The organism is Bacillus safensis FO-36b (assembly GCF_000691165.1).
GTDB lineage: Bacteria > Bacillota > Bacilli > Bacillales > Bacillaceae > Bacillus > Bacillus safensis.
This window is the reverse complement of sequence record NZ_ASJD01000017.1, coordinates 15646-31158: the sequence shown is the minus strand read 5'-3', so window position 1 is coordinate 31158 and position 15513 is coordinate 15646. Positions and strand designations below refer to the sequence as shown.

Below are 15513 nucleotides of genomic sequence, written 5' to 3'. Positions count from 1 at the left end.
ACAGCCGACCAATCACCTGTCGAAGGAGAAGTCATTTTAACACCGATTCAACGCTGGTTCTTTGAACGAGCATTCAGCGATCAGCACCATTGGAATCTCTCGATGATGCTTCATGCACCAAATGGATTTGACCTTTCCATTACAGAACAAGTCATGGAAAAACTGCTTTCACATCATGATGCACTGCGTATGGTATACAAGCAGGAACATGGCGGCATCCTGCAATACAACCAGCGAGAGCTCATGGAACCGCTGGCGATTATTTCTCATGATGTCTCAAAAGAGCACGACGTGAAAAAGGCTGTTTCCACATATGCCAATGAGTATCAGCGTCAGCTGAACCTCGAAACAGGTCCGTTAATGAAAGTGATTTGTTTCCATGCAGAAGATGGCGATCATTTACTCATCGTGACACACCATTTAGTCATTGACGGTGTCTCATGCCGGATTTTACTAGAGGACTTTATGTCTCTATATCAGCAGGCAGTTCAGGGACAAAAGCTTGTCCTGCCGCTGAAAACTCATTCCTTTAAAGAATGGGCAGAGGCCATTGAACGTTATGCACAGTCACAGCCTTTAAAAAGTCAGCAGGAGTATTGGGCAGAAATTGAAAGCAAACCATTAACCGCATTACCTGTGGATCATGAAGTGACGAAAAGAAAAGTTGCCGAAACCAAATCGGTTCAAATGCAGCTGACAGAAACAGAAACTGAACATCTTTTGACCGATATTCATCTGCCGTACACTACGGAAATGAACGATATTCTTTTATGTGCTCTCGGTCTTGCTGTTCAAGAGTGGACAGGTGAGTCCCATGTACATGTGCAGCTTGAAGGTCATGGTAGAGAGGATATTTTATCAGGGCTGGATGTCTCTCGCACAATTGGCTGGTTTACGAGTATGTATCCAGTTGTTCTTGAAGCGAAGCCGGATCAGACCATAGCTGATGCTATTAAAGGAACGAAAGAAATGCTGCGGCGTGTGCCAAATAAAGGAATCGGCTACGGGATCTTAAAATACATGACAGCCGCTGAACCGTCAGGACAGCACGTACATCCTGAAATCAGCTTGAACTATCTTGGACAGATTGATCAGGAAGTGACGACAGAACTCTTTGGGCCGTCGACTTATGATATGGGACGACAAGCAAGCCCTGATTCGGAAGCTGTTTATAAGCTGAACCTTAGTGGTCTTGTTCAACAAAATCGATTCATTTTATCTTGTTCCTATTGTGCACGTGAATATGAAGAACAGACGATACAGCAGTTCATGGCATTGTTGAAGGGGAAAATTCAATCTATCATCACTCATTGCTTAGCGCAGCAAGAACGGGAATTTACGCCAAGTGACTTCTCTGCGGCTGACCTTGAAATGGATGAAATGGACGACATTTTTGACATGCTTGAGGAGAAATTGACTTAACAACACGAGATGAATCATAAAAAAGGAAGGGAGGATGAAATAGATGAGTCAATTTAAAAGGGATCAAGTTCAAGACATGTATTATCTGTCACCGATGCAAGAAGGAATGCTGTTTCATACCCTCCATCATCAAGAAAAGGGCTTTTATGTAGAGCAAATGGATATGAACGTTAAGGGCACACTGCGTTATGACTTACTTGAGAAAAGCATGAATATCATCGTGGAGCGGTACGATATTTTTCGTACCGTGTTTCTCCACGAAAAAGTAAAGCGCCCTGTCCAAGTTGTACTAAAAGAACGTCCTTTTACACTTGATGTTGTGGACTTGCAAGATCTTTCTGAAGACGAACAGCTTGAACGTATAGAGAAATTCAAACAACAGGATCAGCTGAGAGGATTTGACCTCTCGAAGGATTCTCTCATGCGGGCATCTGTTTTCCAAACGGGCCCTGCCAGCTATCGCTGGATATGGAGCTATCATCATATCCTTCTGGATGGCTGGTGCTTTGGACTTGTGGTACAGGAGTTATTTGCGATTTATCATGCACTTTTACATGACGTCCCTTACAAGTTAACGCCGGTCAAACCATATAAAGAATATATAAAGTGGCTGGAAAAACAAGATAAGCAAGCATCACTTCAATATTGGCAGCAATCATTAGCGGGGTTTGATGGACAATCGACCTTTAAAGAGCAGCGGAAACAGACGAATGAACATGAATTAGGCGAAATTGAATGGTCCATGAGCAAAGAAGAAACGGCCGCTTTATCAGAGTTAGCGCTGCAGCAAAATGCGACGTTAAGCAGTGCGCTTCAATCAGTCTGGTCGGTTCTGCTGAGCAGGTATCAGCGGTCAAATGATGTGCTGTTTGGAACAGTTGTGTCAGGACGTCCGGCAGATTTGGCTGGCGTTGACAGGATGGTTGGGTTGTTCATCAATGTCATCCCAAGAAGAATTCAGCTGACAGATCACATGACATTTCGTGCGCTCCTGTCAGAAACACAGCAGCAGTCTCTTGCAGCCGAGCCGCACCAATATATTCCGATTTATGATATTCAAGCAAAGACAGGCCAGCAGCAGCTCATTGATCATATTGTCGTGTTTGAAAATGTCCCAGCTGCAAAGAAGGACGAGCAAGAGGCACGGTTAGGGTTCACGGTGGAGGATATGAATGTCTATGAAAAATCAAACTATGATCTCAATCTGCTCGCATCGCCTGGAGAAGAATTACTATTGAAGCTTGCCTTTAACCAAAGAGCGTTTGATCCTCAATTTGTTCATAAGTTAAAGGAACAGCTCAGCCTATTGATCAATGAGGCGGTTAAGCATCCCGATCAATCGGTTCATACACTCCCACTCGTCACAAAACAGGAAAAACAGCTGATTCTTGAGGAATGGAATGCACCTGAGCTTGAGCATGACCAGCTGTATTTATCGAAATGGTTTGAGCATAATGTCCGCAAACAGCCAAATGCAGTGGCGCTATCAGCAGAAGAGCAGACAATGACATATGCTGAGCTGAATGAACAGGCCAATCGATTGGCAAGGCATTTGCAAAAAAATGGAGCCGAACATCAAACGGTCATCGCCATTTTAGCCGATCGAACGCCTGAACTCATTGTCAGTCTGCTTGCTGTTTTAAAAGCAGGCGCAGCCTATGTGCCAATTGATCCTGATTATCCAGAAAGCCGCATTCAATACATGCTTAAAGACAGCGGAGCAACACATCTTCTGACTCACTCATCCTTTATTGGTCAGGCGAAGGGACTCGCGTTTGATGGCACGTATCTGTTTGCAGATGATCAGGAGATTTCACTAATGAGCTCAGAGAATCTGCCGCTGGAAGCAGGTTTACACGATACGGCATATATCATGTATACATCAGGCACAACAGGTCAGCCAAAAGGCATCATGACAACCCATTCCAATATTGCCCGGGTGGTCAAAAATACGAACTACTTAACCATTTCAGAAACAGATACACTGCTGTCGCTATCCAACAGCGTATTTGATGGCTTTACCTTTGATGTATATGGTGCGCTTTTAAACGGAGCAAAGCTTGTCCTGCCGAAAAAAGACACCATTTTAGATATGCACGAACTGACGGAGCTGATTAAAAGAGAAAGCATTTCTGTCATGTTTGTTCCAACTGCTTTATTTAATCTTCTTATTGATGAAGAAACTGATTGGATGCGCAGTGTGCGCAAGGTGCTGTTCGGAGGGGAACGTGCATCTGTACAGCATGTGAGAAAAGCCTTTGATGTCATGGGGAAAGGCAGACTAATCAATGTCTACGGTCCAACTGAATCAACGGTTTTCGCCACCTATTATTCTGTAGATGAAGCTCCGCCGATCGAAGCTTATTCTATTCCAATCGGAAAGCCGATTAACCAAACGGGTGCTTATATATTGAGCCAGCAAGGACAGCTTCAGCCGATTGGAATGGTCGGAGAACTTTGTCTCAGCGGCAAAGGACTTGCGAAGGGATATTTGAACCGTCCTGATCTGACAAAAGAAGCCTTTATCACACATCCATTTGCTGCGGGAGAAAGGCTGTATCGTACGGGTGATTTGGCTTATTTTCGAGCAGACGGTCTGATTGAGTATGCAGGCAGAGTGGACGATCAGGTGAAAATTCGCGGACACCGAATTGAGCTGACAGAAATTGAAGCCCACCTTCTCATGCATCCAGGCGTAAAGCAAGCTGCCCTTATAACGGATCAGCATGGCTCGTCACAGCATACAAGACTGCTCGCCTATATGACGTGTGAGGATGAGTGGAAGGACAAAGTGGATGTGATCAAGTCAGGGCTGAAGGAGAAACTTCCGGCATACATGCAGCCTCATGAGCTGATCAGACTTGAGAAAATGCCGCTGACACCAAATGGAAAAGTTGATAAACGTCAGCTGCCAAAGCCAGAGGCGCCTCAAGGAAACCGCCATGTGAAGCTTCCGGCCAATGAGGTAGAACAAAAGCTGCTTGTCATGTGGTGTGAAGTGCTTGAACGAGATGATATCAGTACAGATGACCATTTCTTTGAGATTGGCGGACATTCTTTAAAAGCGATGTCGCTTTTATCAAAGGTGTCGAAGGAATTCGATGTTCAGGTGCCTATTCACTTGCTGTTTGAGACGCCGACAATTGAAGCCATCAGCCGTTATATTCAACAGCAGGATCATGAAGCTGCCGGCTATCTTGTATTCAATGAATCTCAAACTTCAACAGTCTTTGCTCTTCCGCCATTACCTGGCTACGGCTTTATCTATCAGGAAGCCGCCAAAACGCTTGATAGCGTTCGTTTGATCGCCTTTGACTTTATTGAAGCTGATCACCGCATGACGCAATACGTTCATCATATCCAGCACCTTCAGCCTGAAGGACCGCTGACTTTGATGGGCTACTCTGGCGGCTGCTATCTGGCCTTTGAGCTCGTTCAATCGCTTGAACAAGCAGGACGGACGGTGGAAAAGGTCATCATGATCGATTCCTATAAGAAAATTGGAGAAAGTGATTTAGAAGGACGATCCATTGATGACGATATCGCAGCGATTGTCCATCAATCAAAGCAAAGTGAACTTGCCCAAGAAGAGCTCGTTCAAGAAGCGCTTGCTCAAAAAACGCGGGCCTATTATGAAACATTTGTTAAGGGGGTGAATCAAGGAAAGATACAAGCAGATATTGATTTCATCCAATCAGAAGAGCAAATTGAGATTCCAGATTGGATGGATCATTGGGAAGAAGCGACCACCGGTGCTTATCGCTATTATCAAGGCTACGGTGAGCACGCTGACATGTTCAAAAACAAAGAATGTGCAGCTCAAAATGCCCAGCTGATCCAAAAGATAATTAATCAAAAAAATAGAGAAGCCGTTTTGTAAACTTTAGTTCAGGCAGGGGTGCATATTGGCAGCCCTGCCTGTCAAAAAAGGAAAGGAACTCATATGAAACCATCAATTATGAACGAACCAAATGTACATGAAACAATGGATACGATTTTACAAGATGTACAGAGAACCATTTCACAAACCAACGAAATCGAACGCTTCGCTGTTTTTTCTCGTGAAAAAACCATTCGACCGCGGCCATATCACCTCTCTCATTTATTTCTCGACAATCACATGGAGCAGGAGGCCGCAGCTGAATCGATACAGACGCAAACGGCTTCCCCTGCTTTAGCGGACATGCCGCCCGCCCTTTCCTATGGAGGGGATCTAGATGTTAACGCAGGAGCCCAAACCTTACAGGACGCCTTAACAGAGGCGGCAAAAACGACAAATGGTCTGACTTATATCGTCAATAGTAAGAATGAACTCACGCAATCCTACGCGCAGTTAAAGGAGGACGCTGAGCGGGTTCTGACAGGTTTGAGGGCATTAGGACTTGAACCGGGTGATCCTGTGTTCTTTCAGTTTTCATCCAATCACGCGATGGTAACAGCCTTTTGGGCGTGTGTGTTAGGCGGATTTGTTCCAACACTAGTGTCCGCTGCACCGACCTATTGGGAAATGAATGCCTCCGTGAAGAAACTTCATCATGCGTGGCACTTGCTGGAGCATCCGCTCATTTTAACAGATGACTCGCTGATTGATGAGGTGCAAGGCTTAGCTTTATTGTGGCATACAGACAAGTTACGTGTTGCAGCCGTTGAGCCGATGCTTTCTTTAGCAAGAGATATAGAAGCTTATCCCGCGTCACCGGATGATTCAGTCTTTTTTATCTTAACGTCTGGAAGTACAGGGATGCCCAAATGCGTAGAACATTCTCATCGAAGCGTGCTGGCGAATGTCAAAGGAACAGTGGCAGCCAATGGGTTTACACAAGAGGATGTGTCGTTAGACTGGATGCCTTTAGATCATATTGGCGGTATTGTGATGTTTCACCTAGTCAATGTGTATACGGGCTGTGAGCAGGTTCGGGCAAGAACAGATGATTTTATCGCTCAGCCGCTGCGCTGGCTTGACTGGATGGACCGCTACCGTGCAACGAAAACATGGGCGCCTAACTTCGCATTTGCGATGATCAATGATTATGAGAAAGACATTTCGTCAGGATCTTGGGATCTTTCTGCTATGACTTGTATGATCAATGGGGCAGAAGCGGTCGTACCGAAGACGATTCACCGATTTTTACACTTGCTGGCTCCGCACGGCTTAAAGGGAGACGTCATTAGACCGGCATTCGGCATGTCTGAAATCTCTTCAGCCGTTGTCTTCTCTTTTGCGATAGAGCGGGGAGATGAAAGCAGCGGGGTTCTAACCTTTGAGGAAACATCACTCACAGAGCAGCTAAGACCAGCGGAGGCACGTGAGATAGGAACCGTCAGCTTTACAGAGCTGGGAAGACCGATTCCGGGTATCACGATTCGTATCGTGAATCATCAGCATGAGCTTCTTCCCGAAGATCATATTGGCAGTGTGCAAATTAAAGGGCCGACGACAATGAAGGGCTATTACAAGAATGACGAAGCGAATCAAGAAGTCTTTCAAACAGACGGCTGGTTTCACACGGGGGATTTAGGTTTTCTGCACGAAGGAAGGCTGACATTAACCGGAAGAGAAAAAGACATGATCATCATCAACGGGAAAAATTATCACAACTATGAAATAGAAGTCATTGCAGAGGAAGTACCCGGCGTCGAAACGAGCTTTGTAGCGGCCTGTTCCGCCCGGATGGAAGCATCTGCATCCGACGAGCTGATTCTCTTTTTTACACCGAAGCTGTATGAACCTTCTTATATCATGAGGGCAAGTCAGGATATTAAATCCCATATTGCGACAAAAATGGGGCTGTCTGCATCGCGCGTGATTCCTGTCCAGAAGCATGCCTTTCCGAAAACAAGCTCTGGAAAAATAGAAAGGGCACAGCTTAAGAAGCGATGGCAGGAAGGCGAATTTGATGAAATCATCAAGGAGCTGGACATTAGACTTGAAAATGAACACACCTTGCCTGATTGGAGTTTACAAAAGGAGTGGACACCTGCTCCGCTTCATGAAGCTGAAAAACAAACAGCAGGGAACATGGTGATCTTTGCAGACACATTAGGGCTGGCAGATCAATTAAAATCCCTTTCAAGCAATGAACAAACGTATATTACGGTTGAACCGGGTCAAGCATTCACACAACTCACACATACACACTTCATCATCCACCCGAATCGGCCGTCTGACTACGAACAACTCTTTGAGACACTCCGTTCGTATGGCGTTTCGGTGAAACAAATCATTCACCTTTGGAACTACACAACTCAAGAAGACACACTTCATGCAGCGTTGGCAAAAGAAGCACAGAAAACTGGCAGCATGAGTGCCTTATATGTAACAAAAGCGATCGCTGCCTATGAGGAGCCGGTAGAGATCACCTTTGTCTCTGCTCATGCGATGAACTTGCCGGAAGATCAAACACATGATGTGGAGAAAGCAACGACAGCAGGACTGATGACAGCTGTTCAGCATGAATGGCCATTTATCAAGGTGCGGTGTCTTGATTTTTCTCTGACAGAACCCGATGCTGGCCGTTCTCATGCATCATCGATCATGACAGAGCTCACACATGACACAAGCCATCATATCGCCGCTTATCGCGAAGGTGTTCGTTATACTCCTCTTTTAACACCGCTTCATCTAGAAAAAGAACAAAGGGTGAAGAAACCGCCATTTGAATCTTCCGGGCTTTATGTGATGACAGGCGGGCTTGGCGGCATTGGACGAATGCTGAGTGAGCACCTGCTGACATCCTATCAAGCGCATCTTGTGCTGGTTGGAAGAAAGGCGCGAGAGGCTTTATCTGCGGAGCAGCATGACGTATTGATTTCACTTGAGAATCTAGCGGAAAAGCGCGGCGGCACAGTTCTTTATGAAAAAGTAGACATTACTGACGCAAAAGCCATTGAAACCCTGATCTCAAGAGAGGAGACGGCTTTAGGCAAAAGGCTGCATGGCGTTATTCATTTCGCTGGCATCATTCAAGAAGAGCTGCTTCGTGACATGACGTCTGTTTCATTACATGCGATGTACGAAGCGAAGGTATATGGCACGATTTCGCTTCATGAAGCAGCATCTAAACGGCACAATGTCTTATTCCTTTCCAGCTCGTCAGCTCGAACGTTAAAGGGCGGTATGACCGTTGGCGCTTATTGCGCGGCCAATGAGTTCGTTGAACAATTTGCTCATTATCAGAGGCTGACATCTACTGTAAAGCCGTATTGCTTTAGCTTTAGCATGTGGGATGAGACCGGAATGAGTGAAGGCTCAATGATCAAAGGCATGCTAAAAGAAAGAGGTTATTTCCCGATTCCAAAACGGGCGGGCATTCAAACAATGCTGGCATGCTTGATGACAGATGCTCCTCTCATTTATATCGGGCTGGATCGGTCGAAGCAGGAAATTCAAGAGATGATACAAGGGGAAATACAAACAGAGCAGGCCGTATATGTCTTTTTCAAAACCGATCAAACAAAGGCTTTTGAAGAAAGGCTGTATCAATCCATTTATACGTGTATACAGTCTCGTCTCTCTGGTGAATGTTCCGTCCATCTATATCCTGAAGAATACTGGAAAGAAACAGAGGATGGGATGCCGGACGAAGTGTATTTCAATGAATTAATAGAGGAAAGTGGACATGATTCAGAGGACAGAGCACCTCAAACTAAGACGGAGAAACTTTTGGCACATATTTGGTCCGAACTGCTTGATGTCTCAAACATCAGCTGTGGTGATCATTTCTTTTTACTCGGAGGTCATTCGCTCAAGGCAACGCAAATGCTGTCTGCTGTTAGACAGAAAACGGGATTTGACGTGCCGCTCGCTGTTCTTTTTGAGCATACGAGACTTGGAGAGTTAGCCGACTGGATTGATTCACATGCCAAAGCCGATGAAGCGATTCCGATACGGAAAATAGAAAAGGGTCAGGAGCTTCCGATGTCCTATGCTCAGCAAAGACAGTGGTTTCTCTATCAATTACAGCCTGATCTGCCATTATACAATAATACGATTTCCTTTCGGATGAATGGACCTTTAGATGTAAAGGTGCTTCAGCGCAGCCTGCAGCAAATGGTGCAAAGGCATGAATCACTCAGAACATCCTTTGCAATGAACGGCGATGAACCGGTACAGATCATACATGAGCATATGACTCTTCCAGCGCTTGAGGTTGTCGATGTATCAGATCTTTCATCACAGGAAGAAAAAGAACAAAAAGCGGCTGAGTGGGCGAAAAAAGAAGCGGGCACACCTTTCCGCTTAGAGCATGATGCACTTTTTCGCGCGAAACTAATTCGGCTGTCAGACACAGATCATTTGCTGCTGATGTCCATTCACCACATCGTGTCAGATGGCTGGTCGATTGGCATTGCCGCAAAGGAGCTGTCCGAGTGGTATACAGCGATGATCGAAGGGAGGGAGCCTGATCTCTCACCGCTGCCGATTCAATATGCAGATTACGCACTTTGGCAGAAGGAGTATTTGACGGGAGAAACGCTTCAGAAGCAGCTTTCCTATTGGAAGGAGCAATTTGCGGTACCTGTGGAAGAGTTGATGCTGCCGTATGACTACACGCGTCCGGCCGTTCAATCCTATAGGGGAAAAACGAAAAAATACCGCTTGTCGAAGCCGCTGTCTGACCAGCTGGCTGCTCTTTCTAAAAATACAGACAGCACCCTTTATATGACATTACTTTCGGCTTTCTCTACCTTGCTGCATCGATTGTCTTCACAGGATGAGTTTGTCATTGGATCCGTCATTGCCGGGAGAAATCGGACGGAGATGGAGCAGCTCATCGGATTTTTCGTGAATACACTGGCACTTCGGATTGATCATAGCGGCAATCCAGCTTTCACAGAGCTATTAGAGCGAGTGAAGGAAACAACAATGGGCGCCTATGCGCATCAGGATGTGCCGTTTGAGATGGTGGTAGATGAGCTGAATATTGTACGTGAGGCTGGCAAGCAGCCGCTGTTTCAGGTCATGTTTGTTCTGCAAAACCTGCCCCTTGAAGCTTCTCCGATGGGCGAGGCGACATCCGTTTTAGCCATTGAAGATAACGATACGGCTAAATTTGATCTATCCCTGTTTGTTTTTGAAGGGGCGGAGGGTCTTCAAGTAAAACTGGAGTATGATGCAGACTTATTTTCTGACGACACGATGGATCGGTTCCTTCGTTACTACGAGCAGCTGCTTGCGTGTATTTGTGAAAATCCAGCACAGCCAATCAGACAAATGAATTACCTGCCAGAGAAAGAGAGGGATCAGCTGCTTTATGAATGGAGCGGCAGCACAGAACAACCAGCAGGCCCGCTTCTCATCACAGAACGGTTTGAAGCGCAGGTGAAAAAAACACCTCATGCGATCGCCCTCGAATCTGGGGAAAAACAGTGGACGTATCAGGAGTTACAAGAGAAAGTCGACCGGCTTGCTGCTTATCTGCAGCAGCGAGGAGTGAAGCCGCATGAACCAGTAGGGCTTCTAATTGACAGGTCGCCTGAAATGATTTTTGGGGTGCTGGCGATTGTGAAAGCAGGCGGGGCCTACGTCCCAATTGATCCTGAATATCCAGATGCACGCATTGATTATATGCTGAGGGATACAGGTATTCAGCTGTTACTGACAAAAAATGAATGGCTGAAACAAGTCTCGATCAGTCAATCCGAGCTCATTTGTCTTGATCAGGGGTATGAAGAGTTTTTATCAGAGGCAGAACTCAAGTCTGCTGCTTTAAAACCTAATGGACTCGCTTATATCAATTACACATCAGGATCAACCGGTCAGCCAAAAGGAGTTTTAATTCCGCATCAAGCGGTCATCCGGCTTGTATGTGAAACAGATTATGTCACCCTTAATGAACAAACGCGTATTTTGCAAATCGCGAGCTTTTCCTTTGATGCCTTTACGTATGAAATATGGGGAGCCCTGCTCAACGGCGGAAGGCTGATACTGACCGATCGAAATACGATCTTATCAATGGATACACTGGCTGACACGCTGACATCTTACAAGATCACAACAGGATTTCTGACAGTACCGCTGTTTAACCGATTAACAGAGGAACATCCAGAAGCTTTATCTGGATTCGATGCATTATTGGTCGGTGGTGATGCTTTGTCAGCTGCTCATATCCGTAAAGCGCTGCCGTATCTGCCTGAAGGCCTATTAAACGGCTATGGACCAACTGAGAATACGACGTTCTCCTGTGTGCATCACATTCGGGCAGTGGATGAGGGGCAGACCTCGGTTCCTATCGGTCAGCCAATTGCGTATTCACAGGCCTATGTACTAGACGACCAGCTGCAGCCGGTTCCGCAAGGTGTCATTGGAGAGATCTACGTAGGCGGTACAGGGCTCGCACTCGGATACCTTGGAGATGAAGAAAAAACATCGCAATCATTTATCCCGCATCCTTTCCAAGAAGGAGCGCGTTTATATAAAACAGGCGATATGGGCCGCTGGCTGCCAAACGGCATCATCGACTGCCTTGGAAGAATCGACCATCAAGTAAAAATTCGCGGACACCGCGTCGAATGCGGAGAAATTGAAGCCGCCATGCTGCGCTTTGAAGACATCATAGAATGTGCGGTCATTCCGCATCAGCATGAGAGTGGTCACAAGCGATTGATCGGTTATTTTGTCCAAAAGGGCAGCATGACCACGCAAGACATTCGTTATCAATTAAAAGAAATACTGCCAGATTATATGGTGCCAAGCCTATTAATAGAGCTGGAGGAACTCCCGCTCACGGCAAATGGCAAGGTAGACCAAAAACGTCTCCCGCCGCCAGAGTGGAGACAGGAAGAAGTGGACATACCGGCTGACAGGGCACTCAGTGAGGAAGAACGCTTACTGGAAAAAGTGTGGACTCAGCTGCTCGGTACGCCTTCGATTGGCGTACATGATAACTACTTTGAGCTTGGCGGGGATTCGATTATTGTCATACAAATGGTGGCGCGCTTAGCACAGGAAGGCTACGTCATTCAGCCGAGAGATGTATTTGAAAAACAGACGATTTCACAGCTGGCACTCGCTATGAAAAGGTCAGATGCTGCTGCGTTCTATGATCAGTCGCCTGTCACAGGAGATGTTCGTCTGCTTCCAATCCAATCATGGTTCTTTGAGCAATCAATGACAAACCAAGATTATTGGAATTTATCAGCGCATATGGAATTCAAGCAATCTATACAGCTAAAGCAGCTGACACAGGTTCTCTCAAAAATTGTCGATCATCACGATATGCTGAGAGCGATGTATACAAAAACAGCAGATGGATCATGGATTCAAACCATTCGTGCGCCTGGCATCACCCCTTGTGTCACCTTTTTTGATTTGACGAGTGTTTCTCATGAGGAAGCGCTGGAACAAATCCGCATGGAGACCGCCGCTTGTCAAGAAACGTTGTCATTAGAGCGGGGAGAAGTAATCAAAGCCATTCTTTTTCACACAAGTGATGGTACGTCTGAACTCTTTATCGCTGCCCATCATCTTGTGATGGATGGAATCTCATGGCGCATCATACAGGAAGACCTATTAAATGGACTGAAGCAGCTTGCGGCAGGGCAGGAAATCGCGCTTGCAAAGAAAACTGCGTCCTATCAGCAGTGGGCAGATGCTCTTTATGAATACGCACAAACCGATCAATTACAAGAGCAGGTTCCTTTTTGGCAAAAGATCACGAGCCAAGAGGAAGAGGGTTCTCCTTTTCAAACACCTGCACTTTTCAATATAGAAGAACATGCAGAGATTTTGTCTATTCAATTGACGAAGGATCAAACAGATATTTTACTAAGGCAGGCATCACAAGCGTACCGAACAGAGGTAAACGATTTACTCTTATCCGGACTCACGCAAGCCGTTGGAAAGCCGCTGCTCATAACGTTAGAAGGGCACGGACGCGAGGATTTATTTGAACAGATGGATTTGTCACGAACAGTCGGATGGTTTACAAGCTCTTATCCTATTTTTATTCCTTTTATTCAAACCGATATTGAGAGACAAATCAAAGATGTTAAAGAAACCTTAAGAGCTGTGCCGCAAAAGGGAATCGGCTATGGCTTGCTTCAATACATGACAGCATCTCGTTTACTCAAAAAGGCAGCGCCGCAGATGAGCTTTAATTATCTTGGACAGTTAGATCAAATATACGGTGAAGCACATCTTTATTTAGCAGATGAACGAAATGGACTTGTACATGATCCAAAAGCAGAAAGACAGCATTTGATCGATGTGTACGGATATGTTGTGAACGGTCAGCTTCAGATGAATTTTATGATCCATCGTGAACTGCTTCAGTATGAAGAGGTGCGCCTGTTACCTGAACGGTTCAAAGAAAAAATGAAGGATATTCTGACGCATTGTGTAGAGACAAAAGGCGGCTTTACGCCATCTGATTTTCCAATGGTTCAGCTGACGCAAAAGCAAATCGATGAGCTTCCAGATGGTGTAGTGGATGTGTATCCACTATCTCCAATGCAGCAAGGGATGCTGTTTCATGCATTATTAGATCAAGCGTCACAGGCGTATTTTGGTCAAGTGCATATGACACTCGAAGGCTTAACGGACGGCGCAGCCTATGAAAAGGCATGGAATCTGCTAGTAGAGCGTCATTCGATTTTGCGGACAACATTTGCTTGGGAAGGGCTAAAGGAGCCTGTTCAGTTGATTCAATTAGAAGGAAGTATTCAGCTCACTCAGCACGATGTGCGCCACCTGAGTGAAACGGATCAGAAGGAAGCCATTCAGCAATATTTGCAAACAGATCGGTCAAAGGATTTCAAACTAGAAAATACGGATGAACCGCTGATTCGTATTGCTTTATTCCATCGTGATGAAAACACATGCACGTTTGTTTTTAGCTTTCATCATATTTTAATTGATGGCTGGAGCTTGTTCAGTTTTATTGAAGAATCCTTTTCTTTGTATCGCTCTCTTGTGGATGAACGGGAGGTGGATCTTCCTGCTGTACGTCCATATAAAGATTTTATCGAGTGGCTGCAAAAGCAGGATCAAGAGAAGGCGCTAGAGTTCTGGAAAGGTTATATGTCAGGAGTAGAGGAGGCTACACCGCTTCCAGGAGACGGCGGGCATGCTTCGGATCAAGAAGCAGGTGTTGATCAGCTAAGTATCAAACTAACGCCCGAGATGCAGCAGAAACTCGAAGAGATGACAGGCACGCAGAAGGTGACAATGAGCACCCTGATTCAAACAGCGTGGGGGCTGCTTTTGCATCTTCATTCAGGGTCAGAGGATGTTGTATTCGGAGTGACAGTATCAGGACGGCCGGCGGACTTACCACAGGTTGAAAGCATGACAGGGCTCTTTATTAACACATTGCCGCTCCGTTTGCCGATCACGCCAGAGTGGACCATTTCCAAGCTGCTGGCACATACGCAGGAAACAGTTTTTCAGATGCGGGAATTCGAATATACCGTACTGCCGGATATTCAGCAGCTGACCCACATCCCGAATGGAGATTCATTGTTTAACAGTATTGTCGTGTTTGAAAACTATCCGATTGAATCTATCGAGCCATACGGCGTACGCATTTTAGACATTGCGAGTCATGAAGAAACGAACTATGACCTGACCCTTGTGGCAGTTCCGGGGGAGACGCTGGAGCTGCGGGTCACATACCGCTTCAATCAATATACAGAAAAGCAAATACAATCGCTGATGCAGCAGCTGATCCACACACTTGAAGCCATGACAGAACAAATGGAGACACCCCTCTCTTCCTTCACGATCGTCACGAATGAAGAAAAAGAGCGGATGATCACCGATTGGGCGAAAAATGCACAAGTCAGCGTGCTGTACCCAGATCAAGAAGAGGTCTATTCAGGTGTGCATGATCCTTCCTGTGAAACGGAAATATATGTCCTGAGCGAAGCGCATCAGCTCATGCCGGTAGGATTTCCTGGAGATATTTTTATCGGCGCAAAGGACATCAAAGCATTTTGCGGGGAGCTTGCCGATTGGATGGAGACGCATAAAATTCCGCATCCATTCAAACATCAAACTGGTGAATACCTCTATCCGACAGGGGATGTCGGCGTTTGGACTGAAGAAAACAAGATTCAGATTTTGGATTGGATGTAGGAGGAGAAGAAACG

General features: G+C 45.8%; 3 protein-coding genes. All 3 read left to right on the top strand.

Annotation, left to right across the window (positions count from 1 at the left end):
- On the top strand, positions 1-1422 hold a 1422-nt coding region (locus BA81_RS18235), incomplete at its 5' end, for a condensation domain-containing protein (protein ID WP_034284191.1).
- Positions 1423-1465: 43 nt separating this feature from the next.
- Positions 1466-5302 (top strand): non-ribosomal peptide synthetase, encoded by a 3837-nt coding sequence (locus BA81_RS18230; RefSeq protein WP_034284188.1) that lies wholly within the window; start codon positions 1466-1468, stop codon positions 5300-5302.
- Positions 5303-5365: 63 nt separating this feature from the next.
- Complete coding sequence (locus BA81_RS18225; protein WP_034284185.1) at positions 5366-15499, top strand: non-ribosomal peptide synthetase; 10134 nt, start codon at positions 5366-5368, stop codon at positions 15497-15499.
- The last annotated feature ends 14 nt before the right edge of the window (positions 15500-15513 follow it).

Excerpts from the sequence above, each read along its gene's own strand:
- BA81_RS18230 (WP_034284188.1), top strand. The coding sequence starts at position 1,466 with ATGAGTCAATTTAAAAGGGATCAAGTTCAAGACATGTATTATCTGTCA.
- BA81_RS18225 (WP_034284185.1), top strand. The coding sequence starts at position 5,366 with ATGAAACCATCAATTATGAACGAACCAAATGTACATGAAACAATGGAT.